The 23,668-nt window shown below is 73.8% G+C and carries 20 protein-coding genes; 10 read left to right on the forward strand and 10 right to left on the reverse strand.

From position 1 onward, the window contains the following. Window positions 1-33 precede the first annotated feature (33 nt). Complete coding sequence (locus ABZ956_RS16490; protein WP_361893188.1) at window positions 34-1,128, reverse strand: helix-turn-helix domain-containing protein; 1,095 nt, start codon at window positions 1,126-1,128, stop codon at window positions 34-36. A gap of 330 nt (window positions 1,129-1,458) precedes the next feature. Between ABZ956_RS16490 and ABZ956_RS16495 the strand changes: the two genes are divergently transcribed. From ABZ956_RS16495 to ABZ956_RS16510, 4 genes are all read left to right on the forward strand, one after another. Then, on the forward strand, window positions 1,459-2,232 hold the full coding sequence (locus tag ABZ956_RS16495; RefSeq protein WP_361893191.1) for a hypothetical protein: 774 nt from the start codon (window positions 1,459-1,461) through the stop codon (window positions 2,230-2,232). Next, window positions 2,229-3,737: an NADH-ubiquinone oxidoreductase-F iron-sulfur binding region domain-containing protein gene (locus ABZ956_RS16500; protein ID WP_361893194.1), complete on the forward strand. Its 1,509-nt coding sequence runs from the start codon at window positions 2,229-2,231 to the stop codon at window positions 3,735-3,737. The genes ABZ956_RS16495 and ABZ956_RS16500 overlap by 4 nt, the downstream gene beginning before the upstream one ends. 117 nt (window positions 3,738-3,854) lie before the next feature. Beyond that, complete coding sequence (locus ABZ956_RS16505) at window positions 3,855-4,856, forward strand: SCO0930 family lipoprotein (protein ID WP_361893196.1); 1,002 nt, start codon at window positions 3,855-3,857, stop codon at window positions 4,854-4,856. A gap of 126 nt (window positions 4,857-4,982) precedes the next feature. Beyond that, complete coding sequence (locus ABZ956_RS16510) at window positions 4,983-6,119, forward strand: alpha/beta hydrolase (RefSeq protein WP_361893199.1); 1,137 nt, start codon at window positions 4,983-4,985, stop codon at window positions 6,117-6,119. Window positions 6,120-6,272: 153 nt separating this feature from the next. Here the strand turns inward: ABZ956_RS16510 and ABZ956_RS16515 are convergent, their stop codons facing one another. Both ABZ956_RS16515 and ABZ956_RS16520 read right to left on the reverse strand, forming a co-directional pair. Then, entirely contained in the window at window positions 6,273-7,286 is a 1,014-nt protein-coding gene (locus ABZ956_RS16515) for a cytochrome d ubiquinol oxidase subunit II (RefSeq protein WP_361893202.1), read from the reverse strand. Between the two features lie 53 nt (window positions 7,287-7,339). Next, window positions 7,340-8,761 (reverse strand): cytochrome ubiquinol oxidase subunit I, encoded by a 1,422-nt coding sequence (locus tag ABZ956_RS16520; RefSeq protein ID WP_361893205.1) that lies wholly within the window; start codon window positions 8,759-8,761, stop codon window positions 7,340-7,342. A gap of 171 nt (window positions 8,762-8,932) precedes the next feature. Between ABZ956_RS16520 and ABZ956_RS16525 the strand changes: the two genes are divergently transcribed. The 4 genes from ABZ956_RS16525 to ABZ956_RS16540 all read left to right on the forward strand — a co-directional run bounded on the left by ABZ956_RS16525 (window position 8,933) and on the right by ABZ956_RS16540 (window position 12,485). Beyond that, the gene (locus ABZ956_RS16525; protein ID WP_361893208.1) at window positions 8,933-9,517 is read left to right on the forward strand and encodes a hypothetical protein; all 585 of its coding nucleotides are present in this window, start codon (window positions 8,933-8,935) and stop codon (window positions 9,515-9,517) included. 174 nt (window positions 9,518-9,691) lie between these two features. After that, complete coding sequence (locus ABZ956_RS16530) at window positions 9,692-10,237, forward strand: DUF4232 domain-containing protein (protein WP_361893210.1); 546 nt, start codon at window positions 9,692-9,694, stop codon at window positions 10,235-10,237. A 130-nt stretch (window positions 10,238-10,367) separates the two neighbouring features. Continuing rightward, a complete protein-coding gene (locus ABZ956_RS16535) occupies window positions 10,368-11,948 on the forward strand; it encodes a GMC oxidoreductase (RefSeq protein WP_361893213.1) in 1,581 nt (526 codons plus the stop codon). 126 nt (window positions 11,949-12,074) lie between these two features. Then, complete coding sequence (locus tag ABZ956_RS16540; RefSeq protein WP_361893216.1) at window positions 12,075-12,485, forward strand: SRPBCC family protein; 411 nt, start codon at window positions 12,075-12,077, stop codon at window positions 12,483-12,485. 5 nt (window positions 12,486-12,490) lie between these two features. On the opposite strand, the gene ABZ956_RS16545 is transcribed toward ABZ956_RS16540, so the two are convergent. The 7 genes from ABZ956_RS16545 to ABZ956_RS16575 form a co-directional block, all read right to left on the reverse strand. Continuing rightward, window positions 12,491-15,412: a hypothetical protein gene (locus ABZ956_RS16545; RefSeq protein ID WP_361893219.1), complete on the reverse strand. Its 2,922-nt coding sequence runs from the start codon at window positions 15,410-15,412 to the stop codon at window positions 12,491-12,493. Continuing rightward, window positions 15,409-17,214 (reverse strand): peroxidase family protein, encoded by a 1,806-nt coding sequence (locus tag ABZ956_RS16550; RefSeq protein ID WP_361893222.1) that lies wholly within the window; start codon window positions 17,212-17,214, stop codon window positions 15,409-15,411. The genes ABZ956_RS16545 and ABZ956_RS16550 overlap by 4 nt, the downstream gene beginning before the upstream one ends. Beyond that, window positions 17,207-17,620: a hypothetical protein gene (locus tag ABZ956_RS16555; protein WP_361893225.1), complete on the reverse strand. Its 414-nt coding sequence runs from the start codon at window positions 17,618-17,620 to the stop codon at window positions 17,207-17,209. Before ABZ956_RS16555 ends, ABZ956_RS16550 begins: the two co-directional genes overlap by 8 nt. Window positions 17,621-17,732: 112 nt before the next feature. Further along, window positions 17,733-18,920: a hypothetical protein gene (locus tag ABZ956_RS16560; protein WP_361893227.1), complete on the reverse strand. Its 1,188-nt coding sequence runs from the start codon at window positions 18,918-18,920 to the stop codon at window positions 17,733-17,735. Then, on the reverse strand, window positions 18,917-20,368 hold the full coding sequence (locus ABZ956_RS16565) for a peroxidase (protein ID WP_361893230.1): 1,452 nt from the start codon (window positions 20,366-20,368) through the stop codon (window positions 18,917-18,919). The genes ABZ956_RS16560 and ABZ956_RS16565 overlap by 4 nt, the downstream gene beginning before the upstream one ends. A gap of 15 nt (window positions 20,369-20,383) precedes the next feature. Beyond that, complete coding sequence (locus ABZ956_RS16570; RefSeq protein WP_361893233.1) at window positions 20,384-21,661, reverse strand: hypothetical protein; 1,278 nt, start codon at window positions 21,659-21,661, stop codon at window positions 20,384-20,386. 26 nt (window positions 21,662-21,687) lie between these two features. Continuing rightward, window positions 21,688-22,146, reverse strand: coding sequence for a hypothetical protein (locus ABZ956_RS16575; protein WP_361893236.1), 459 nt, complete (start codon window positions 22,144-22,146; stop codon window positions 21,688-21,690). Between the two features lie 200 nt (window positions 22,147-22,346). Here ABZ956_RS16575 and lepB point away from each other — a divergent pair, with 200 nt between their 5' ends. Continuing rightward, window positions 22,347-23,075, forward strand: coding sequence for a signal peptidase I (gene lepB, locus ABZ956_RS16580; RefSeq protein WP_361893239.1), 729 nt, complete (start codon window positions 22,347-22,349; stop codon window positions 23,073-23,075). A gap of 170 nt (window positions 23,076-23,245) precedes the next feature. Next, the gene (locus ABZ956_RS16585) at window positions 23,246-23,632 is read left to right on the forward strand and encodes a VOC family protein (RefSeq protein WP_361893242.1); all 387 of its coding nucleotides are present in this window, start codon (window positions 23,246-23,248) and stop codon (window positions 23,630-23,632) included. Window positions 23,633-23,668: the final 36 nt, after the last annotated feature.

Here is a 23,668-nt window from a genome sequence, read left to right on the forward strand (position 1 = left end):
GCCGTCATCCCATGAGGGCCAGGGGCACACGGTTCACAGGCCGTTGACGCGGGCCTGGCGGGCGAGTCCCAGCGGGTGGACGGTGGCACCGACGACGCGCGCGCGGCCCTGGGCGCGGGAGCGCAGGCGGCGGGACTGGGCCAGCAGGCGGCGGCTGCGCAGCGCGAGTTCCAGCTCGAAGCGCATGCGCGGTTCGCGCAGCGCCGGCCCGAACAGCTTCTCTATCTGGCGCAGGCGGTAGCGCACGGTCTGCGGGTGCACCTGAAGGACGCGGGCCGCCTCGGGGGCGCCGCCGCTCTCCAGCCAGGCCAGCAGTGTCACTTCGAGCCGTTCGCTCTGTCGCGGGGTGAGCCCTTCGAGGGGCCGCAGCCAGCGCGCGGACAGGGCGCGGGCGAGGGACTCGTCCTGGAGCAGCAGCAGGTCGGAGAGGTGGTCGTCGACGAAGACGGGCCGCTCCCTGGGGGCGGCGCCGAGCGGGGCGAGGGTCAGCAGCCGCCGGGCCCAGCGCAGTGAGGAGGCGGCGTCGGCCAGCGGCACCGCGTGCCCGACGGCCGCGGGCTTGCCGCCGAGTACGGCCGTGAGCGCGGGCCGTGTCTCGGGGCCGGGGTCGGGGACCAGCAGGCAGACGTCGGTGTCGACGGTGCCCAGCAGTCCCTGGCCGAGTGCCGCGGCCAGGTGGAGGCTGACGTGCGTGGCCTCGGTGGAGGAGCCGGCGAGGACGACGGCGCGCACGCGCTCGGGCAGCGGGAAGCCGGCCTGGCGGGCCAGTTCGGCCAGCGCCTTCTCCGGCAGGCAGCGGTCCTCCGCGAGCGCGGCGAACAGCGCCTGGCGGGCGCGGGCGCCCGGCATCGTGGTCACCACCTGGCCGGCGCCGCGCTGCCGGGGCACCGTGGCCGTCACGGCCGTCCGGCCGGCCCCCGCCCTGCGGCCGCTGAGTCCCAGGGCGAGCAACAGGGCCTGCTCGACGGCCGCCTGGGCCCTGTCCTTACCGATCCGCTCCGTGACCTCCGCGAATGCGGGCGTATCGCGCAGCAGTTCCTCGACCATCCTGGCCGCGACGGCGGGAAGTTCCTTTCTGAGGACGCGGGTCCATTCCCCGCGTGGCCGTGACCAGATGCGGTTCAGCATTTCGCACATCGTCTACCTCCGGACATCTGCACCGGACAAGGGGATCGGGACGGATGGTCGGACCCTCTCGCCTGAGTGGGCATCATCAGCAGCCACCCACCGCCGTGGGGACAGCCATGCGCGAATTTGTCACAGCGCGATAAAGCTTATGAAGGGGTTGCGGAATTCGAGGATGCTGCTGTTCATTCGACCGCCCGGCGAATTACGCCGATGCGCGGGATTTCCGGATTTCTCAGGAACACGGGCGACCTGCTACGCCATCGCGGGCCGCCCGTCGGAGGCCCCATGCCTGCGTCACGTACGTCCCCGTCAGCAGCGCCAGTACCGTCCATGCCCCCTGCGCCACCGTTCATGCCCCCGCCGGACGCCTTCGCCCCACCGCCGCCGGCGGAGCCGTGCGCGTCGCCACCCTCCGCCTTCGGCGCCCCCGCGTCCCGTTCACCCTTCCCACGGTCCCGGCCCCGGGCCCGCTCCCGGCCGGCGGGCGGCTTCTCCGCCCGGCCCGCCCTGCCCGCGGCGATCCTGCTGCTGCTCGCCGTCGCGGCCCGGTCGGGGGTGGCGGAACGGATCCAGCAGTTCCTGGACTTCGGCGCCGGAGTGCTCGCGCTCGTCTCGCTGACCGCGACGGTGCTGTGGGGGCTGGCCGCCACCGACCGGATGCTGCTGGGCCCGGCCCACCGGCTGCTCGCCCAGGGCGTGCATCGCGGCCTGGCGGTGGCCGGCCTCGGCTTCCTCGCCCTGCACATCTGGGTGAAGGTGGCCGAGGGACATACGACGGGGACGGCGGTGGCCGTCCCGTTCGCCGACGCGTCCCGGCCCGTCCTCATCGGCCTCGGCACGCTCTCCGGCTATCTCTTCCTCGCCGTCGCCGTGACCGGCGCGGTGCGCAGCGCCTTCGCCTCGGTCGGCCGGTCCCTGGGCTGGCGGGCGCTGCACATGAGCGCCTATCCGGCCTGGGGCGCGGCGCTGGTGCACGGGCTGTACGCGGGGCGCCCGGCCAGTGGCTGGGTGACGGCGGCGTACGCGCTGTGCGTGGCCGCGGCGGGGGCGGCGCTGGCGCTGCGGCTGCGCGGCGGCCGGGACACGCGCGGAGGGGGCTCATGACCGGGCCCGTACCGACCCTGTCGGCCGTCGGTACCCCGCGGTTGCTGGCCGGGCTCGACCGGCGGCCGTGGCTGGACCGGGCGGCGCATCTGGCCCTGCACGGGCCGCCGCCCACGCCGTCCCTCGGTGAACTGGCCGGGCTGGCGGAGGAGATCGGGCTGCGCGGCCGGGGCGGGGCGGGGTTCCCCTTCGCCCGCAAGCTGCGCGCGGTCGCCGCCTCCCTGCGGCGTACGGGCGGGGCGGCGGCGGTCGTGGTCAACGGCAGCGAGGGAGAGCCGGGATGTCTGAAGGACACCGCGCTGCTGCTGCACGTTCCGCACCTGGTCCTGGACGGGGCTCTGCTGGCGGCCGGGGCGCTCGGCGCGGACCAGGTGGCCGTCGGGGTGACCCGGGGGGACGTGGAGCGGTCGGTGCGCCGTGCGGTGGCCGAGCGCGGCACGTCCGGGCCGCGGGTGCGGGTGGTGCGGCTGCCCGAACGGTTCGTCACGGGTGAGGGGACGGCGCTGGTGCGCGGGGCGGGCGGTGGGCCCGCGCTGCCGTCCGGGCGCAAGGTCCGTTCCAGCGAGAGCGGCCTGGGCGGGGTGCCGACCCTGGTGTCCAACACCGAGACGTGCGCGCAGCTGGCCGTCGCCGCCCGGCTCGGCGCCGCCGGCTTCCGCGAGCTGGGGCTGGCCGGGGAGCCGGGCACGGTGCTGCTGACGGTCGCCGGCACGCACGTCGTGGAGACGCCGACGGGGCTGCCTCTGCCGTACGCGCTGAGCCTGTGCGGCACCGGCCCGGGACAGGGCGTGCTGGTGGGCGGCTACCACGGCACCTGGCTGGCCGCGGCCGACGCCGGTGCGGCGACGGTCTCACGGGACTCCCTGGCCGCGGCCGGTGCCGTGTTCGGGGCGGGCGCCCTGCTGCCGCTGCCCGAGGCCACCTGTCCGGTCGGGGAGACGGCGCGGGTGGCCCGGTGGCTGGCGGCGGAGTCGGCGGGGCAGTGCGGCCCGTGCTTCCAGGGGCTTCCCTCGCTCGCCGAGAGCCTCGTCGAGGCCGCGCACGGCGGCGGGCGGCCCGCCCTGGAGGCCGTACGGGCGCGGATGCGGGCGGTGGAGCGGCGCGGGGCCTGCGCCCATCCGGACGGCACCGCCCGCTTCGTGGCCTCCTCGCTCGCCGTCTTCGCCGCCGACTTCGAGGCGCACGCGGCGGGTACCGGCTGCGGTCGTCCGGTCCTCGGGGCGCTGCCGTTGCCGGACGGCGTGCGGGGCGGCGGCGGCGTGGCCCCGGGCACCCGGGCCTTGCGGCCGGCGCCCCAGGAGCGGCTCCTGGTGGACTGGACGCTGTGCCGGGGGCACGGGCTGTGCGCGGACCTGCTGCCGGGCCTGCTGCGGCTGGGGCCGGACGGCTATCCGGAGCGGGCCGCCCTCGCCGTGCCGGCGCGGATGCGGCAGCGGGCCCTGCGCGCGGTGCGGCGCTGCCCCGCCCTGGCCCTTCGTATCGAGGCCACGGGCGCCGCCAACTGAGCGCTTTTTAGCGCCTTGTGACAACTTCCCGGCTCCGCTGAGCGTTCGCGGAGCCCCTCCCGTACCACCACACACCGGCGGCCCCGCCGGCTCCACCCACCAGGAAGGAACACAAAAATGATCAAGCGGCGACAGGTCTCCCTCGCGGGAGCGGCGCTCACGCTCATGGTGCTGACGGCGGCCTGCGGCGGCAGCCCGTCGGCCAAGGAGCGCGACGGCGACGACGCCCGTCCGGCGGCGAACGCCTCGGACGCGGGCAAGGACTACGGCTCGGGGTACGGGTCGGGCTACGGCTCGGGGGCGGGGGCCGGGAAGGGGGATGCCGCCAAGGGCGAGGCAGGGGGCAAGCTGGCGGTCCGTGAGGCGGGGGACCTCGGGCAGGTCGTCACCGACGACAAGGGCTTCACGCTCTACCGCTTCGACAAGGACACCGCCAAGCCGCCGGCCTCCAACTGCGACGGCGACTGCGCCAAGGCGTGGCCCCCCGTGCCCGCCGACGGCGCCTCGGCCACCGCCGGTATCGACGCCTCCGCCCTGGGGGAGGTCCGGCGGGCCGACGGCACCAAGCAGCTGACGCTGGCCGGCTGGCCCGTCTACCGCTACGCGAAGGACACCGCGCCCGGTGAGACCAAGGGCCAGGGCGTGGGCGGCACCTGGAACGCCCTGGCGCCCGACGGGAAGAAGGCGGGCGGGAAGAAGGCGGAGGAGCCCAAGGAGCAGCCCAAGGAGGGACCGAAGGAGCAGCCCGCGTCCGAGGGGGTGTCCGTCTCCGACAACCCCAGGCTCGGCAAAATCGTCGTGGACGGCAAGGGCAGGACGCTGTACCGCTTCGACAAGGACAGCGCCTGGCCCATGAAGTTCTCCTGCACTGGCACGTGTCTGGAGACGTGGAAGCCGGCCAAACCCGTGGACAAGGACAGGATAAAGGGCATCGACGCGAAGCTGGTCACCACGGTGACCCGCCCGGACGGCACCGAGCAGCTGGCCGTGGACTGCTGGCCCATGTACTGGTTCACCGGTGACGACAAGCCCGGGGACGTCAACGGGCAGGGAAAGCAGGGGACGTGGTTCGTCGTCGACGACAAGGGCGCCAAGAACACGGCGGCACCGACGGGCTGAGGGTAATTCCGGTCGCGCCGCACAGAAATGGGGCAGCACCCGGTGCGGGGAAAGGAGCGAAATCCCGGCGCTTCTCCGACCTTAGGTGGATGCCACGGCGGCTCCGGACTGCCTAGCGTGATGATCATGCTCAACAAGACGAGAAAGACCTCACGGCGGTCGTTCGTGGCGGCCGCGCTGCTCCTGGCCGTCGCCGCTCCCCAGCTCCCGGCCGCGGCGGCGGCCACGGCACCCGTGCCCGCGTCGTCCACGGCCCGGGTGCCCGCGCCGGCGACCGGAGTGCCGCTCGGCACGAAGACCCTGCACCTGGTCGACACCGCGCGGCAGGACCCCTGGAAACCCGCCGCCGGCCACCGCGAGTTGATGGTCACGCTCTGGTATCCCGCCCTGCCCTCGCCGGGCCGGCCGGCGCCCTACACGTCCGCGGCGCTCTCCCGGGAGGTGCTCGGCACCGAGGCCCTGGCCGGTGTGCGGACCCACGCCGTCGACGGTGCGCGGCGCGCCCCCGGGACCCGGCCGCTGGTCGTGCTCTCCCCGGGATTCGGGATGAGCCGCCTGACGCTCACCGCGCTGGGCGAGGATCTGGCCTCCCGCGGCTACGCGGTCGCCGCGGTCGACCACACCTATGAGGCGCCGGTGGAATTCCCCGGCGGCCGTGTGGAGAAGTGCCTGATGTGCGGCACGAAGGAGCCCGGGGCCGTCGTCCGCAACCGCGCCAAGGACCTCGCGTTCGTGCTCGACCGGCTGACCGGCCCCGGCAGCGAGCTGCGCGTCGACCCACGGCGGATCGGTGTCGCCGGGCACTCGATCGGCGGCGCGAGCGCGGTGGAGGTCATGCGCGAGGACCGCCGTGTGGCCGCCGCGGTCAACCTCGACGGCAACTTCTTCACCGAACCGCCCGCCGGGGGCCTGAACCGGCCCGTCCTGCTGCTCGGCGCCCGCCGGAGCGCAACGGTCGACCCCTGGGAGAACTGGGAGGGGACCTGGAAGCACCTGACGGGCTGGAAGCGCTGGCTCAACGTGCCCGACGGCGGGCACATGACCTTCACCGACGTCCCCTGGATCGTGGACCGCTTCGGCATGCCGGGCCAGATCCCGCCGGAGCAGGTCGAGGGCCAGCTCGGCAGCCTGCGCCCGGCCCGCGCCACCGCCCTGACCCGGGATTATGTGGCCGCCTTCTTCGACCAGCACCTGCGCGGCAGGCCCAGCCCGCTCCTGGACCGGCCGTCCGCGGCCTATCCCGAGGTCACGTTCCTGAAGTAGCGCCCTGAAGTAGCGCAAGGGCCGCGGGGGCCGTCCCGCCTACCGCGCGCAGTGGTAGCGGAAGACCCCCGCGGCCGGGAACGTACGGGTGAAGGACTGGCCGGACAGTCCCTCCTCGGACCTGAGGGGCGCCGGTGGGTGACGGCGCCGCGGTCAGGCGTCCGGCGCTCCGGAACGGCGCGGCTCGTGCTGGAAGAGGTGGTAGAGCCACCACAGTGACGGGATCAGCAGCAGCGCCCCCACCCCGAGGCTGCCCAGGCAGGCGGTGAGCACGGCGCTGTGGGAGGCCGTCGACCGCACGGTGGTGTCGGGCACGAGCATCAGCGGGTACTGGGCGGCGCCCCAGGACCACAGGACGGCGGCGACCGCGAGCGCCGCCGCGAGGCGGGCCGCGACGAAGCGGCGCCGCGCCACCAGGACCATTCCGGCGAGTCCGCCGAGGGCGCTGAGCACCACCAGGGGCAGCGCGCGGTGGGTGAGCCCGTCGAAGAGCCGCGGGGCGTCCGCGCGCAGCACGGCGACGCCGGCGAGGGCGACGGCACCGGTGACCGCGCCGCTGATCAGGGCCCGTCGGCGGAACGCGGCGACGAGGGTCTCGCTCCGCTCGCGGGCGGCGTCCGCGCACAGGTACACGGCGGCCAGATGGGCGCAGGTGAGGACGGCGAGGACGCCACCGAGGGCGGAGGTCGGGTTGAGCCAGCTGGTGAAGGTGTCGCCCTCGGCGAGGCCCGGCGGGACCCGGCCGGAGGCGACGGCTCCCGCGACCGTGCCCAGGAAGAAGGGGGTGAGGACGGAGGACAGCGCGAAGCAGGCGCCGAAGAGCCGGCGCAGGGCGGGTGCGGTGCTGGCCTTGCGGAAGGCGAAGGCGGCACCGCGGGCGATGATCCCCAGGGCGGCGAGGGTGAGCGGCACGTAGAGCGTGGAGAGCACGGCGGCGAAGACGGGTGAGAAGCCGCCCCACAGCAGCACGATGACGAAGATGAGCCAGACGTGGTTGGCCTCCCACACGGGGCCGATGGTGTGTTCGATGAGCGTGCGCTGGGCGTGGCCGCGCCGGGTGCCGCCGGCCAGCAGGTCCCACAGGCCGGCCCCGAAGTCCGCTCCGCCGAACAGGGCGTAGCAGGTCAGGCCCAGCCACATCACGGCCAGTGTCAGGTCGGCGAGCATCGGCTTGAAGAACCTCTCGGGGGTCGGTCGGCACCGTCGGAAGCGCCGTGGCCTCAGACCACGGGGTAGTCCTCGATGTCGCGCTCCTGGGGGGCGATGGGAACGGGCCGCTCGCTGACCATCCGGCGCAGGACGTAGACGGTCGCCACCGTCATGGCCGTGTAGACGATCAGGACGAGCCACAGGCCGGCCATCACTCCGGGCGCGGGGTTCACCGCTTCGTGGACGGTCATCAGTCCCTGGACGACCCAGGGCTGGCGGCCGAGTTCGGTCACGCACCAGCCGCATTCGAGGGCGATCACCGCGGCCGGCCCGGTGAGCGCGCCGAGAGCGAGGAAGGCCCGGGTGCCGCGCCGGGCCAGCGGGTCGCGGTCGCCCGCGCGGCGCGAGCGCCACCAGGACAGCAGCAGCCATGCCGCCATCAGGAGCAGGAAGAAGCCGGCGCCGACCATCAGGTCGAAGGCCCAGTGCACCCCCGTCACGGCGGGCCAGCGCCCCCGCGGAACGCGGTCCAGGCCCTGGACGACCGTGCCGGGACTGTCCCCGATCAGCAGGGACAGCCCGCTGGGGATCTCGATCCCGTACCGCAGGCCGTCGTCGCCGGCCACTCCCCCGAGGGTGAGCGGTACGTGGCTGCCGGTGCGGTAGACGCCCTCCATGGCGGCGAGTTTGACCGGCTGGCTGGCGGCGACGAAGCGGGCGGCCCAGTCGCCGGCCGCGATCTGCAGCGGGGTGACGGCCGCGCCGAGCGTGCAGGGGATGAGGAAGCCCGCCCGGTGGTAGGGGTCGCGCCGGCCGCGCAGCAGCGCGACGGCGTAGACGCTCGCGGTCAGGAAGGAGGCGACCATCAGCGCGGCGAAGATCATGTGGACGGTCTGGGGCCAGCTCGCGGGGTTGAGCATCGCCGCCCACGGGTCGACGGCGGTGACGCGGCCCTCGCGCTGGGTGAAGCCGGTCGGCTGGTTCATCCACGCGTTGGCGCAGACGACGAAGAACGCCGACGCCACGCCCGCGACGACGACGGGCACTCCGGTCCACAGGTGGACCCGGGGCGGCAGCCGGTCCCAGGCGTAGAGGTAGATGCCGAGGAAGATCGCCTCGATGAAGAAGGCGATGCCCTCCAGCGCGAAGGGCAGGCCGATCACCTGTCCGTAACGCCCCATCAGTCCCGGCCACAGCAGGCCGAGCTCGAAGCTGAGGATGGTCCCGGACACCGCGCCGACCGCGAACAGCACCCCCATGGCCCGGGCCCAGCGCCGCGCCAGCAGCCGGCAGGCGCGGTCGCCGGTGCGCAGGCCCCGCCATTCGGTGATCAGGGTCAGCAGGGGCAGCCCCACGCCCAGGCACGCCACGACGATGTGCCAGGCCAGGGAGAAGCCCATCTGGGCACGGGCCGCCGACAGGTCGCCGGGAGTGGCGGGCAGGGCCGCGCACAGGGCGTCGGCCACGCGGAACGACCCGCAGCTGAGAGGCATGGCGGCTGGGATACCCCTGACACAGCGGCCGAAAACATGACATCACACGGCAAACGATGATGTCTTCGCTCTCTCACCTGTCCGGCCCCCTCCCCCGGAGCCCGGCCGTCACCACCCGGCGGGCCCGGGCCCCGGCCGCGGGTGTGCGCGGCGGCGGGAGATGATCAGGTCGTGAAAGCGACAGCGATACGTGAGCCGGTGTGGACCCCGTCCGCGGTCTCCGTGGCGACCGCGGGGCTGACGGTCGAGGCGGCGCTCGCGGTGACGGCCCTGTGGACCTGGGGCCTCTTCCATCCCCACCCCGACGACGACGGCGGCGCCCTGGCGGTCTTCGTCCTGCCCCTCGTCCTGCCCGTCGTGGCGGGCGTGGCGCTGGCGCTCACGGTCACGCTCATCATGCCCACGCTCTCCCTGGCCCGGCGGGCGGGCGCGCGCTGGGGGCACGACGGGGCCTGGTGGTGGGTGCCGGCCATGGCCGCGACCGTCTCGGCGGCCTGGGTCGGCGCCGGCGGGCTGGGGTTCGCGCTCCTGGGGGACGCGGTGGCGAGCCCCGCCGGCTACGCCTGGTGGTGGCTCGCCGTGGCGGTCTCCGTCGTCCCGGCCGCCCTGCTGGCCCGGGAGACGAACCGCCGGACCGCCCGGGGACGGCCGCGGCTGCGGACGCGGAAGGTGCTGCTCGGGGGCTGCGGGGGTCTGGCGGCCGCGGTCGCGCTGCTGCTGACGACGGCGGTCGTGGTGGAGTCCGTGGCCGGCTGAGACGGCCGGGGCGCGCCATGTCCGCCCCGGCGCGTGGCCGATACCCGTCCGTGCGGTGTTCACCGGGGCGTGGGTGGGGTAGGCGGCCTGTCGTTCCCGACGGGTCCGGGGTGCCGCGCGGGTACGAGCCGTGCCGCGCGGCCCGGGCCGGTCGATCGCCGAAAGGAAGTTCTCGTGATACGCCGCACGACAACGAAGTTCACCGCCCTGGCCGTCGCCGCCGGCACGGGGCTCGTCCTCACCGCCGCGGCGCCGGCCCTCGCCGCGTTCCCGGTGGGTGAGGGGACCGCCCGCGCCGTCGCGACCTGCGGCACCTCCGGCCTGCGGATCGCCTTCGCCGAACGGCTGGGCGGCGGGATGAACCACGCCGGGGGCACGCTGGAGCTGAAGAACACCTCCGGCCGCACCTGTGCCCTGCGCGGCTACCCCGGGCTCGGCCTGGAGGACGCGCGCCACGCGCCGCTGCCCACGCGCACCGTGCGCGGAACCACCTGGTACGCCGACGACCCCGGCAACACGCTCGTCGTCCTGCGGCCGGGCCAGGCGGCCCAGGCCAACGTCTCCTGGACGCACACGGGCACCGAGGCACGCGAGGCCGCCTACCTCCAGGTGACGCCGCCCGCGGCCACCACCCACCGGACCATCGCACTGGGCGACATGGTCGACTTCGGTGAGCTGCGCGTCACCGCCGTGGCGCACAAGGTCCCGCTGCGCGGCTGATACCGGGCACCGCCGGCGGTATGCCAGGCGGGAGGCTCGCCCGATCGGGGTAGCGGTGGATGCGGTCGGACGCCGCCCTGTGCGACGATCCGGACCACCCGGACGCCCGCATGCCCTTGACGGGGGGAAAATGCCTCTTCCGCGCCGCCGGTTCGCCGGCCTCTGTTCGGGTGGGGCGCTCGCCGCCCTCACCGCCTCGGCCCTGGGGGCCTCCTCCAGCCGCGCCGTCGCCGGGGCCGTGGCGCGGACCCACTTCAAGGCCATCGTCATCGGTTCGGGCTTCGGCGGGTCGGTGGCGGCGCTGCGGCTGGGCCGGGCCGGCGTCGACACCCTCGTCCTCGAACGCGGCAGGCAGTGGCCGACGAGCCCCACCGAGGCCGTCTTCGGCTCCCAGGAGCGCATCGACGGCCGCATGTTCTGGTTCCGCTCCGTGGCGTACTGGCCGGGCGTCGCGCCCGTACCGGTCAGGCCCCAGCCCGGTGTGGCGGAGGTCTCCAACGAGGCCCACCTCGACATCCTGTGCGGTGCCGCCGTCGGCGGCGGCTCCGTCGTCTACACCGGCGCCACCGTGCCCCCGCCGCGCCCCTACTTCACGTCGCTGTATCCGCCCGGCCTGTCCTACGACGAGTTCGCCGGCCGCTGGTTCCCCCTGGCCACCCGGGAGCTGGGGGCCACGACGATGCCCAAGGACATCTACGACGCGGCCCCCTTCACCCACTCGCGCCTGTGGGACCGGCACATGAGACGTGCCGGGTACGCCCCGGAGCCGATCGGCTCGACCTTCGACTGGGACGTCCTGCGCGCCGAACTGCGCGGCACGGTCCGCGCCTCGGCCACCGCCGGGGAGAGCGACTTCGGCTGCTCCAACGGCGCCAAGAAGTCCCTCGACCGCACCTATCTGCCCCGCGCGCTGGCCACCGGCAACGTCCAGCTGCGCCCCCTGCACGAGGTCCGCTCCGTGCGGCGGGGCCGGCGCGGCGGGTATGCCCTGGAGGTGCGGCGGATGGACGCCTCGGGCACGGTCCTGGACGTCGAGGAGTACACCTGCGACCTCCTCTTCGTCTGCGCGGGCACGCTCAACACCAACCGGCTCCTGGTCGCCGCGCGCGAGCGCGGCGACCTGCCCGATCTGCCGGCCGCGCTCGGCAGCGGCTTCGGCGGCAACGGCGACCAGATCAGCCTGCGCACGACCCTGACGGAGAGGACCGGCCCCGCGCAGGGGGCGCCGTGCGCCTCCGCCCGCTTCTTCCACCGCGACTTCGCCCAGCCGATGCGGGCCGAGAGCTGGCAGTGGCTGAGCGCCCACAGCCTGCCGGTGCTCGTCACGTTCGCCGTCACCGTCGACCGCGAGAACCGGGGGACCTTCGTCTACGACCGCCGCACCCGGCGGGTCGTCCTCACGGGCTGGGGCCCCGAGGCGCAGCGGGCCTCCGCGCGGGCGATGGGGCAGTACGACGCGGCCGTCCTGGCGGCCAACCCGGGCCTGGTGTCCGTGGCGCTGGACTACCCCGTCCCCTTCACCGGCCACCCGCTGGGCGGCTGTGCGATCGGCCGGTGCACCGACCTCGAGGGCCGGGTGGCCGGGCACCGGGGCCTGTACGTCCTGGACGGCTCGCTCGTCCCCGGCAACGCCGGGGGCGCCAATCCCTCACTGACCATCACCGCCCTCGCCGAGCGCGCCCTCGCGCGCATCGTCGCCACCGGCGGCTGAACCGGGAGCGGGGCGGCGGGCCGAACGGCGGACTTGGGCCGGGGCGAACGGGTGGCTTCGCGTCGGCGGTGGGCCGCGGGCGGGCAGGCGGATGTGGGGGGCTTCCGCACCGAGGATTGGCATGGCATGAGCGAATACGAGCGTTCCCGTACGATGCCCGCGCTGCCCGAGCACGTTTTCGACCAGGTGAACAACGTGAACCGGCTGAGCAGCTGGCTGCCGGCGGACCTGCACGTGCGGGCCGAGGAGCTGCCGGCCGTGACCGTGCACGAGGACCGTACCGGTGAGGACGAGCGTGCGCTGTTCCGGGCGGATCCGCGGCAGATGCGGGTGGAGTGGGGAACCCGGGACAGCGGCAACTACGCGGGCTGGCTCCAGGTGGCCGGCATCGGCAGCGGTGCCAGCGAGGTGACGATCCATCTGTCGTTCTTCGAGGAGGGCGACGACCCGGGCGAGGGCGTCGTCGTTGACGCCCTCGCCGGCAGCCTGGAGCGGCTGGAGGAGCAGGTGCGGCTGCGCGTGGACGACGGCGGTTGAAGCGGTTAGTGGTCCCGGCGGGGAAGGAGGCGGAGCACGGCAGCGGCCTGCTCGCCGATGTAGTGGCCGAGCTCCTTGTACGCGTCGAACTGCTGGTGGTCGAACCACTGGTCGCTGGTGCTGTCGTGCGGGAAGACGGGGTGGGACGAGGCGTAGGCGAGGAGCTTGTAGGGCATGCCGCGGGTCAGCGTCGCGCGGGCCACGACGAGCTGTCCGCGTCTGCCGAGGTTGCGGCCGTCGGCCCCGATCAGGTCCCGCGGATAGACGATGTCGCCGGTGATGACCGCCTGGGCCGCGAGGCGGGCGTTGATCGTGGCCAGGGGGCTCTCGGGCTGGAGGGGCCGGGCGCTGCCGGGGACGAGTTTCTCGGTGTCGTGGAGGGTGATCTCGATGCCGAGTTCCTCGTGCGCCAGGGTGATGGCCTGGGCGAGGGTGGCGGCGAAGGGTGGGGTGTAGCCGCTGGCGTCGACGCAGACGGCGGTGGTGACTCCGTGGCGGAGCAGCTCGACCAGGCCGAGGTTCTCGTAGTGGCCCCCGTCGGTGGTGAGCAGGAGCCGGTCGTCCATGGGATAGCGGCCGGTGATCTCCCGCAGGAGGTAGGACAGCCGCCGGATGGCGGGCTGCGGAGGGAGCCGCCAGTCGCTGCCGGCCTCCCACAGGGGGCCCAGGGCGGCCGGGTTGGGCAGCCAGGTGCCGAGCCGGGCGTTGGAGAGGGCGAACAGGGTCTGGAACGTGCGTGACTGGGTTCCCATGGCGGAGGCGAAGGCGGCGCCGGACACGGCCATGGCGGACTGGACGGTGAGGTCCCGCCGGATGAGGCGTCCGGTGCGTTGCTCGAGGCTGTCCACGCGGGCGTAGCCGACGTCCGGGCCGCCGACGTAGTCGTGCGAGAGGGTGAAGGAGACCGCGTGCCGGCCGGGCGGGGTGCGGTCGCTGCCGGAGAGGTTGGCGGCCGCGGCGAAGATGACCTGGGGGAAGCCGGGGTGCCTGCGGCCGTAGCGGTGCAGGGGGGTCGGCTCGGTGGCGAAGTCGTAGGGCCGTGCGACGACTTCCCCGTCCGGTTCGGTGCACCGGCGGACGGCGAAGGCGGACGCCAGCCGGAGGCGGTAGAACGGGTGGAGGCTCATCCAGGTCTGGTCCAGGCACAGGACGATCAGGGCGAGGGCGGCGGGCAGGCCGATCTGCCAGACCAGGCCCCATCGGCGTCCGGTGGCGGTCGCCCAGCCCAGGACCAGCAGCGAGACGACCGTCAGCAGCAGCAGGACCAGCCACACGATCACGTACTGGGTGAAGCCGTTGGGTACGGCCCGCGTCAGCTTCCCGGTCCTGCGTGTGGTGCCCAGGGCCCTGCCGAAGCCCTGGCGGACGGTCTGGCGGCGGCGCCACAGGGTGGCGATCAGGACGGCCCCGTAGGTGAACAGCGCGGTGAAGCCGACGCCCGCTCCAGCCTGCGGGGCGCTCAGTTCCAGGCCGGCGCGCAGTCGGACGGTCCCCCAGGCCACGCCGGGCAGGACGACCGCGGCGACGGTCAGGAGCAGGGCCAGCACCACGCAGGCGCGGAAGACGGTGAGGGCCCACTTCGGCGCGCGGACCAGGGCGCCGCACCAGGTGAAGAGGACCAGCCAGACGATCCAGCACGCGGCCGCCACACCGAGCAGGCCCAGGACGGTCCAGAGCACCGGCTCCCGGAAGACCGGTGCCGGCGGTGGCGGGCAGTCGGAGGGAAAGAGGACCCCCGACGCGGACAGGTGGTCGACGTCCGTCAGTGGCACCAGGTGATAGGCCCAGCTCAGGGCGAGGCCCAGGACGAGCAGCATGGCGATGAGCAGGCCCAGGGACGCCAGCAGCCCCCGCAGCAGGACGCCGAGGGCGGCCAGCCACTGGCCGGTGCCTTCGGCGATGTACTTCGAGTGCCGGCGCAGGTGGTCCTCCTCGGGCGAGCCGGGCTCGAAGACGTCGGCCGGTCCCGGCCGGGACGCGGCCGGGGCCTTGTCGTCGGCGGCGCCGTTCAGGGCCAGTTGCAGCGCGCCCGCCATGTACCCGCCGCCGGAGACCGAGACGAGGTAGCGGGCCTTGCGCAGGTGGTCGCGCAGGGCCTGGAGCGCGCCCAGGGTGACGCAGGCCGAGCGGATGCCGCCGCCGGAGACGCAGAACCCCAGGGCGCCTTGTTCCCGTCCGGGCGGCACGAGGTTGCCGTTGCGCCAGCGGGTCCCGCTGCCGGGCGCGGGCGGCGGCGTGCGGCCGGCCCTGGGCCAGCGTTCGCCGTCCGCCCGCGCCACGGGCCACGGCGGGATCAGCTCGGGGCCCGCGGCAAAGTCCTGGGCCGGTGGCCGGGCGGGGCTCAGCCACCTGAGTCCCGGCAGGGCGGCGGCCGTGTGGATGAGGGCGCGTTTGAGGATGATGACGAGCACGACGGCCGCGGTGGGTACGGTCAGTCCCAGCAGCAGCCATTTGAGGGCCGCGCAGGCCGTCGCCACCGTGAACGGCAGGTCGGCGCCGGGGGTGAAGTGCCGCAGGCCGTGGGCGAGGAAGAGGTTCTCGGCCACGTCGCACGCGCCCGCCGAGCCCGCGAGGACCATGGCTGTCACCGCGGCGCGGCGGTGGCTGAGGCGGCGTGCGATGGTGCGGTGGGCGAGGGCGAAGACGGCGATCAGGGTGAGGGTGTAGCCCGCGAGGAAGACGTAGTCGGCGTGCAGCGCCCGCTGGAAGGCGGGGACGCGGTCCCCGACGACCTCCGCCGCCTCGTCGGCGCTGCCCGCCAGCTGCAGCCGGATCACCTCGACGCCCAGCCCTCGGCAGGCGTACCACGCGCTGCCCGCGGCGAGGGGGACGCAGGTGCCGGCGGCCAGCAGGCAGCCCTGCCAGGCGCGCGGGTGCCAGGGCGGGCGGGGTTGCGTCGCGTTGCCGGCGGGCGTGGGGGCGGTCATCGCACGGGGCCGGCTGCCGTCCAGGGGGCGAACGCGTTGTCCACCGACCGCAGGGAGGACCTCAGCTCCGGGAAGTGCCGCAGCAGTACGCCGGTCATGCTGGTGTTCTCGATCCAGTCGAGGCCGGCCCGCGTGTAGACCTGGGGGGTGTAGTCCTCGGTGAGGAACCGGTCGCTGTTGAGGCGGCGGGACGCCATGAGGAGGAAGATGCGGAAGGCGGTGTCGCTGAAGGCGAAGCCCTGCGGCCGTGGCTCGGCGAACATGCCGACCATGAGGTCGACGCGCTCGATGTCGTCCTGGTAGGTGCGGCGCAGCTCCTCGGCCCAGTCGGGGTTGTCGGTGAGCGCGTGGAAGTCCTCGGCCGGGGCGAGGTGGAGCCGGCGTCGGAACTCGTTGTAGCGCGGCACGCCGAGTTCCCGGATCCGCAGGATGTCGACGGCCCCGAGGTCCATGAGCTTGCCGTCGGGCCGCTGGAACTCCTGGAGGAAGGCCGGATAGTTGTGCAGGGTGACCAGGCCCGGGTGGGTGGTGCCGAAGGAGTGGAAGAGGTCGGGCAGGGTGTGTTTGGCGAGGAAGTCGTAGGCGCCCCGGCCCGACAGCTCCCGGAAGGTCGCCTCCTGCAGCGGGGAGCCGTCCTTGGCCGAGCGGAAGGTCCAGTGGTCGGGGATCAGGGGGTGCATGCGGTAGACGGCCACGAACTCCTCGGTGAGGGCGTACGGGACGCCGAAGTGGTCGGTGCGCCCGCCCACGATGCCGCTGAGGACCTCGCTCGTGCTGACCCGGCCGAAGAGCCGGTGGACGCGCTCGCCCAGCAGGCCGAACCAGTTGGCGCGCATGCCGGTGACGGTCGTGGGGTGGCTGATGACGGCGGGGGTCCACTCGATGGTGTGGATCTTGGCGATGAGGGCGGTGTTGACCAGGCGGGCGCGCTGGAAGAGCTCCTCGTCCGACCACTGGGGGTACTCGGCGCGCAGCCGGTCGCAGATGGCGTTGTGTTCCAGGATGAACAGGATGTGCATCATGGCCAGGCCCAGCCAGAAGCCGGGGATGTTCGCCGGGTCCTGGTCGGGGTTGCCGGGGGACAGCGAGCCGTTGCGGGGGACCTTGAGCCTGCCGCCCTCGCCCGCGCGCAGCCGGCGCTGTTCGGCCAGGTCGTTGCCGTAGAGCTGGGAGGCGTCCCACCAGTGCGACTTCTCGTTGAGGAAGGTCGGCGGGAAGCCGTCGTCGCCGTCCGGGCGGGTGGGGTCGGGCACGGTGCGCGGGACGAGCATGGGCGGGTCGGGCCAGGGGTCATCGGCCGGGAGTTCGATGCGCCAGGGGTGGTCCATGGTGCCCTGGCCGTGGTTGACCCAGTCCCGGATCATGAATTGCAGCCAGGCGGCGACGAGGGCGTTGACGGAGGTGGCGGGGATGAACTCGTGCCGGGTCAGCAGGGCGCGGCTGACCTCGCGGGGGCTCGGGGAGAGGATCTGCGGCTCGGGTTCGGGGACGGTGGCCTCCGGCGGGACGTTGCGGCCGAAGCGGGAGCGGGCCATGCCCATGCGCGGGTGGCTCAGGTCGTTGTACGAGCCGTCGGCGGTGCGCTGGGTGAGGTGGCGGGCGTCCGGCGGCTGAAGGGGCGGCAGGTTACGCGCCGGGTAGGAGGTGGTGTCGTGGAGGTTGTTGCGGCGCAGGTTGTTGCGCAGGCCGATGAGGGTCAGCAGGCTGAGCGGCTTCGGCAGCCGGTGCCAGCCGACCTTGCGGTCGACGGCCAGCGCCAGCTTGTTGTGGGCCGCGACGAACCATGAGGTGGCGCTAGGCATGGTGGCTTCCTTCCGGCGCCCGGCAGGTGAGCGGCAGCCGCCGGGGCTGCTGGGCCACGAGCGTGAGGGCGACGTTGAGCGTGGAGATCGCCGTGGCGGTCAGGCCCGGCCGTGGGGCGAGCACGCCGTCCCGCCAGGCGCACGCGGCCGACAGCGCGTCGCTGGCGTGGATGAGCGTGCCGACGCGCAGGGCCCGGTCGACTGTGCGGGCGTCCTTCAGGAGCAGCAGCTCGGCGCCCAGGACCACGGTGCGTACCCCGAACATCCGCAGGACGTGGAGCAGTGCGGGCTGGGCCGGGGCGGCCCCCAGGCTGCGGGCCATGGTCTGCGGGGCCAGCAGGGCGACCACGCCGTTCACGAGGCGGATTCCGGCCAGGCCGTATCGCGCAGTGGTGCGCGCGTCCATCGTCAGTGCCCCTTCCGGAGGGGATGGCACCCCTTCCCGAGGGGGCGTTGCGTACCGAATGTGACGATATTGCATGTTCCGGTGATGCGCGCGGTGAGCCCCTGCCCCGGGCTCAGGGGATCGTGCCGGGGACATCGTCGCTGGGGTCGGTGTGCGGCGTGCCGTTCATGGCCTGTCTGAGCCGGGAGAGCTGCAGATAGATGGCGCGGCGGGCGCGGTTCTGGTTGCCCAGCGGCCGGTGCGCGGGCAGGGCGTGCCAGGGGTTGAAGGAGAGGCGGTCGGCGAGGGCGAACTGCGCCGAGGCGTCGATGTCCTGCCGGGGCAGCCGCAGGGTGGCGACGGGCAGGAAGGGGGAGAGCCGTTCGGGCCAGACGACGGAGGCGTTCTCGACCGGCATCCGGTGCGGGTCGGTCTGCAGCTGGACGAGGAAGTCGAAGAGGACGTCGCGCTCGCGCAGCGTCGCGGTCAGGGCCTGCCGCAGGTAGTCGTCGGGCGGGTGCCACGGCGCCCGGCCGCGCCCCGGGTCGCGGGGCACCAGCGAGTACTGCATGGCCTGGCCCTCGCCGAGCAGGTACGGGGTGCAGCTCCAGTACCGGGTCCGCAGGGGGCTGGCGTGCGTCCGGGCGTACAGGGCCTGCATGACCAGATCGCACAGGTGCGGGTGGCGGGGGTCGAGGAAGTACAGCAGCGGGGTGCCGGCGTAGACGTGCTCCTGCAGGGCGAGGTTCGCCACGACGTCGGGGGTGGTGAAGGTGGGGGCGCTGATGCCGGTGAAGTCCTGGGTCGCCCGCTCGTCGTCGAGCAGGGTGCCGCCTTCGACGCCGAGGAGCTTGACGCCGATGCTGAGGATCCCGTTGTCCTCGATGTCGGGCGGGGACAGCGGGCCGGGACCGGCGAAGCGGACCCAGGCGCGGTAGGTGGCGGGGCGGGCGAACACGCCGTGGCGCAGCCGCGCGGGCAGGCCGCCGGGGACGGTGAACTCCCCCGCCACGACGCCGTAGGTCTTGGTGTTGCCGGCGCGCTCGACGCTGCCCGGCGCGTACTGGCGGGCCATGAAGCGGGCCATCTGCCGGGTGATGGCCTCGGCGACGCCCGCCTCCGCGGGCAGGGCCTTCTCCTCGGCGAGCCGCAGGTGTTCGTCGCGGCGGCGGACGTTGACGCACCACTGGGTCAGGGCCTGCAGCGGCCCTCGCAGGAGACGGTCCAGGGCCGGCCGGATGTAGGGGTCCACGCGCCGCTCGAGGTGGACGCACCGCAGGAGGGCGTCGTTGAGCGTCCGCAGCGCCCGTCGCCCCCTCACCGTCGTCCGCCCGCCGGTGTGGCCGCGCAGAGGTAGCGCAGCGCCCGGAGGCCGGGCAGGAAGAAGTAGGCGCCGCCCTGTACGGAGACGAATCGCGGCAGGTCCAGGTGGCGGGTGCGCAGCGGCCTGCCCTGTTCGGTGAACGTCCGGCGGTGGTCGTGCCGCGGGGCGACGAGCGGGTCGGGGGCGTCGTGCAGGCCGTTGAAGGTGGGGTTGTTCAGCCAGGTGTGCTGGATGAACTCGAACTGGCGGGAGATGTTGGCGTTGAGGCAGAGGAAGTGCAGCCCGCTCTCCGCGCCGTCGCCGGCCGCCGCGCCGGGGCGCTGTGCCGCGGCGTACGGTCCGTAGGCGCGGCCGCGGCGCAGGATGCGGTGGCGTCTGCCGATGGCGACGGAGTCGGCCGAGCCGGGCCGGGGGTCGAGGGAGTCGCGGGGGTGGGCGCGGCGGATGTGGGCGCCGAGGGGGCAGCGCAGCCCGGCGGGGTCGGTCGCGAAGTAGCCGAAGTCGTTGTCGTCGGCGAGGCGGGGGTCGTCCTGCCGGGGGGCGTGGACCAGGGGTGCCCCGCTGGGCCAGCGTCCCACCATGCGGGCGGCGAGCGCGTCGCGGGCGGCGGCGTCGGCGGTGCCGTCGGGCCGGCGTGTCGCGGCGTCCAGATAGCTCCAGAACCCCTCGACGTCCTGGTGGAGCTGGCGGAAGACCACATAGCTGCCGTTGCGGCCGAGGTCGGCGCCGCCCTGGGTCCTGGGCAGCAGCCCGGCGGGGTCGTCGGGGGCCGACAGGACGGGCCGGTCGGTCAGCAGCCCGTACTCGTTGGGGTAGCCGAGCAGGAACTCGCCGGCCTTGACGACGTCGCCGGCGGCCGCTCCCCCCTCGCGAGCGGCCACCACGCGGGACGTCTTGGGCAGCCCCTCGACGAGCGGCTGCGAGATGCCGTCCCGGAAGCCGAAGGGTTCGCGGTCGGTGAGCGTGGCCGTCGCCAGCCGCACGACCTCGGTGAGGCCGCCCGTGGCCAGGAGGTCCTCGCGCAGCTCCGCCTCGAGCCGGGCGAGCCGCTCCTCGTCGCGGGCGTAGAGCATCAGCATGACGTGGACGGGTGGGGTGGCCGGGCCGCCCCACCGCCAGTGGGCGGGCGCGTTGTCGGCGACGTCGCCGAGGAAGCGGCTGCGGTTGGGGTCGGTCATGCCGGAGACGAACTCCTCGGAGAAGCCGTCGAGATCGGGGGTGACCGGCCCCAGGCCGCGCAGGCCGTCGGCGGTCAGGGCGAGGTTGACCGCGGCATCCGGGGGCTCGGCGGTGCCGTCGGTCACCCGCGCCGCCGCCCGGCCCAGGGCGGTCCGCGCGGCCGCCGGTTCGGTGATGGCGAGCATCAGGAAGCAGGCCGACGTCAGGCCGCTGTAGCCACGGGCGACGATGCCCTGGATGTCGTCGAGTTCCACGGAGGCGGTCATCACCTCACCTCTTCTTCAGAGCAGGGCGAGCCATGCCTCGGTCTCGGCCGGGCCGAGATCGGCGAACAGGCCCGCGCGGATGCGGGCGTTGGTCTCGATGTTGTGGGTGGTCATGTCGTCGTAGGCGGAGTACCACACCTGCGTGGGCACCTGGTGGCAGCGCAGGTACCGCTTGAAGGCGAGCTCGTCCTCGGCGCCGCCCCGTACGAGCCAGCGGGTGCGGGGGTAGCCCTGTCCGTTGCTGAAGACGGCGTTGAGGCCCCAGGCGACCTTGTCGATGAAGTCGTCCATGTAGCTTTCGAGGCTGCCGTCGTAGTTGCTGGCGAACACCACGCGTCGTTTGCCGTCGATGTAGAGCCAGCGGGCGAAGTGGATGGTCTTGACGCCGGCGAGGTCGCCCCGGTTGAAGACGTGGCGGACGCCGTAGTCCACGACGAAGAGGACGGCGCTCAGGGTGGCCCGCCGGAAACGTCCGGGCTTGACCTGCCCGACGGCGGTGAAGGGGTTCTGTGTGACGTGGTCCTCGTAGGTGGCGAGCTCGCGCACGTGGTCGCGGCGGGGGCGGGCCTCGTGGGGGACGTCGCGGCGTTCGTGCCACCGCAGCAGCGCGGCCCACAGCGGCAGGGTGATCAGCAGGAGCGGCAGGAAGACCAGGCCGGCCAGGGGGACGGCGATAAGGTGCGCCGTCCGCCGCGCCCGCCATCCGCGGGCGGGTGGTGCCGGCGGGGTGCGCGCCCAGGCCAGGTCCTCGCGTCCGCTGACGTACCGGCGGATCGCGGCGTGGATGTGTTGCGGGCTCTCCTTCGCCAGGGCCGCGCCGTCGCGGTCGAGGAACTCCTCGATGGCCTCGTGGAGTTCGGCTTCCCGCAGGATCTGGCGGCGGCCCCGGCCGACGGTGTTGACGTAGAAGGCCGCGCAGGGGATGAGGTGCGAGGTCAGCCAGGCGATCCGGGCGGCGTCCGGGGCGGTGCGCGACGGGTAGCCGGCGCAGTGCCCGAAGACCTTCTCCAGGCCCTCGCCGGCCGCGCGGACGAGGGCGGCGAGGTGGGCGTCCAGCGGCGCGTCCACCTCGCTCATGTACACGACGCTCGCCGGCATCGCCGCACGGGCGCCGCCACCGGGCCCTTCGGGGACGAGGACCAGCCGTGCGAAGTGGGTCCCCGTCACCTCGGCGAAGGGGAAGAGCTCGCGGGCGGTCCCTTCGCGGTGTGCCTCGCTCAGCACGCGGCGCACCTCGTCGACGTGGACCGCGGGCAGGGCGGCACGGATGGTGACTGCCAGCTGGTGCGGCATGTCCGGCACCTCCAGGAGCGCGTGCGCTAGGTGCGGGGGGCGGGGAAGCGCAGGGCGAAGTTGAGGACTTTGCGCCGTCCCCAGTAGACGACGCCGAGATACAGGCCGGGGCCGACGCTGCGGATCTCGTCGCGTATCCGGTGCGCGAGGAGCGAGGTGCGGGAGTAGTCCAGCACGGTGCATTCGTCGCCGTCGGACCAGCTTCCGTTGCGGTAGACCTTGGCCCGGACCGCCCGCAGACGCAACGGCGTGACGCGGTTGCGCAGTTCGCCCCGCCCGGGGTCGAACACCTTGCCCTGCCAGGCGAGGAGCCGCGCCAGACGGGCCACGGCCGTGGACAGCCGCGCGCCGCGGGCCAGGAGCACCGTGCCGGCCCCCTCGCCCTCGGGGATCTCCCCTGCCGGACTGGTACGGAAGAGCCGGTCGAGCTCGGGCCGCGACATGGTCAGCAGCCTGCGGACATCCGCCCCCGTGGCGTGGCTCATGGCACACCTCCGTGGCGCGTGTCGGCACACATGCCACACCACCATCGTATTTCGGGTGCCCTGTCCCGGCATCTCCGACAGGCGTGCGCGCCGGGCGCGTGAGGCGTGCGGGAGGCGTACGGGAACTCCCGTGCGTTGTGGGAGTGGTAGGTCTGCGCCGCGACGGGAGGCAGGCCACGGCATGGACAAGAGGAGTGGGCATGAGGGACGTGGCGACCGCCGAGCGGGCCGAGGCGGGTCAAAGGGGCAGGAGGCAGCGCCCGTTCTGGAAGGAGCTGCCCCTCCTCATCGGCATCGCGCTCGTCCTCGCCCTGCTCATCAAGACATTTCTGGTGCAGGCGTTCTCGATCCCCTCGGACTCGATGCAGAACACGTTGCAGCGCGGCGACCGCGTGCTGGTCGACAAGCTGACGCCGTGGTTCGGCTCGCGGCCCGAGCGCGGCGAAGTGGTCGTCTTCAACGACCCCGACGGCTGGCTGAAGGACGAGCCCACGGAGAATCCGAACCCGGTGCGGAAGGTGCTCGGCTTCATCGGGCTCATGCCGTCCGCCGAGAAGAAGCACCTCATCAAACGGGTCGTGGCGGTCGGTGGCGACACGGTCGAGTGCAAGGGCACGGGCCCGCTGAAGGTCAACGGCAAGGAGCTCGACGAGCCGTACGTCTTCCAGGGCAACACCCCGTGCAGCGTCGACGACCGGGGCGGCCAGTTCAAGGTCACTGTGCCCAAGGACATGGTGTGGGTCATGGGCGACCACCGGCAGAACTCGGAGGACTCCCGCTACCACCAGCGGGACAAGAACCATGGCTTCGTGCCGGTCGGCAAGGTCGTGGGCCGTGCCGTCGTCGTCGCCTGGCCGCTGAACCGCTGGAGCACCCTGCCCGTGCCGGACACCTTCGACCGGCCCGGCATCGAGAGCGGCCGGCCGTGAGGCCGCGCGCCCGGGCGGCCTGCCCGCCCCCCCGGACGGCGCACCGGAACAGGCGGCCGAGCCACCCGGAAGACAGGGTTCCACTAGGACGTCCGGTGTCCTAGACGGCTTCTACATTCGGCCCGGGGCGGACGGACCGCCCCGACGCGAAAGCAGGAGCGAGAACCCTCATGACCGGCAAGCCCAGCAAGAACGCCCAGGCGGCCCAGGTGAAGTGCGCGGCCTTCTGGGGCCACGACGGCAAGGCACTCGCCGACTTCTACGCCGCCGCCCTGGGCTGGAAGGTCACGCAGACCTTCGGCGACGCGGCGGCGATGATCAGCGACGGCACGACGAGCTACGTGTTCTACACCGCCACGTCCTTCAAGGCCCCCGACTGGCCGAAGGACGAACTCGTCTTCCACCTCGACCTGGCCTTCGACGACGTCGCGGCAGCCGAGGAACGCCTGCTCTCCCTCGGCGCCACCAAGCCCGCCCACCAGCCCGGCGGAAACCACTGGACGGTGCTCCTGGACCCCTCCGGCCAGCCCTTCTGCATCAGCGCCGGCGGCGCCTGAGGGCAGGGCCGGGCGCGGCGGGGAGCAGGTCCCGGC

Origin of the sequence: Streptomyces sp. NPDC046261, from assembly GCF_040646235.1 — a bacterium.
GTDB lineage: Bacteria > Actinomycetota > Actinomycetes > Streptomycetales > Streptomycetaceae > Streptomyces.

Coding starts and splice junctions, on each gene's coding strand:
- ABZ956_RS16575 (WP_361893236.1), bottom strand. CDS start 22,146: ATGAGCCACGCCACGGGGGCGGATGTCCGCAGGCTGCTGACCATGTCG.
- ABZ956_RS16490 (WP_361893188.1), bottom strand. CDS start 1,128: ATGCTGAACCGCATCTGGTCACGGCCACGCGGGGAATGGACCCGCGTC.
- ABZ956_RS16565 (WP_361893230.1), bottom strand. CDS start 20,368: ATGACCGCCTCCGTGGAACTCGACGACATCCAGGGCATCGTCGCCCGT.
- ABZ956_RS16500 (WP_361893194.1), top strand. CDS start 2,229: ATGACCGGGCCCGTACCGACCCTGTCGGCCGTCGGTACCCCGCGGTTG.
- lepB (WP_361893239.1), top strand. CDS start 22,347: ATGAGGGACGTGGCGACCGCCGAGCGGGCCGAGGCGGGTCAAAGGGGC.
- ABZ956_RS16510 (WP_361893199.1), top strand. CDS start 4,983: ATGCTCAACAAGACGAGAAAGACCTCACGGCGGTCGTTCGTGGCGGCC.
- ABZ956_RS16515 (WP_361893202.1), bottom strand. CDS start 7,286: ATGCTCGCCGACCTGACACTGGCCGTGATGTGGCTGGGCCTGACCTGC.
- ABZ956_RS16540 (WP_361893216.1), top strand. CDS start 12,075: ATGAGCGAATACGAGCGTTCCCGTACGATGCCCGCGCTGCCCGAGCAC.
- ABZ956_RS16495 (WP_361893191.1), top strand. CDS start 1,459: ATGCCCCCTGCGCCACCGTTCATGCCCCCGCCGGACGCCTTCGCCCCA.
- ABZ956_RS16520 (WP_361893205.1), bottom strand. CDS start 8,761: ATGCCTCTCAGCTGCGGGTCGTTCCGCGTGGCCGACGCCCTGTGCGCG.
- ABZ956_RS16550 (WP_361893222.1), bottom strand. CDS start 17,214: ATGCCTAGCGCCACCTCATGGTTCGTCGCGGCCCACAACAAGCTGGCG.
- ABZ956_RS16505 (WP_361893196.1), top strand. CDS start 3,855: ATGATCAAGCGGCGACAGGTCTCCCTCGCGGGAGCGGCGCTCACGCTC.
- ABZ956_RS16555 (WP_361893225.1), bottom strand. CDS start 17,620: ATGGACGCGCGCACCACTGCGCGATACGGCCTGGCCGGAATCCGCCTC.
- ABZ956_RS16535 (WP_361893213.1), top strand. CDS start 10,368: ATGCCTCTTCCGCGCCGCCGGTTCGCCGGCCTCTGTTCGGGTGGGGCG.
- ABZ956_RS16570 (WP_361893233.1), bottom strand. CDS start 21,661: ATGCCGCACCAGCTGGCAGTCACCATCCGTGCCGCCCTGCCCGCGGTC.
- ABZ956_RS16585 (WP_361893242.1), top strand. CDS start 23,246: ATGACCGGCAAGCCCAGCAAGAACGCCCAGGCGGCCCAGGTGAAGTGC.
- ABZ956_RS16545 (WP_361893219.1), bottom strand. CDS start 15,412: ATGACCGCCCCCACGCCCGCCGGCAACGCGACGCAACCCCGCCCGCCC.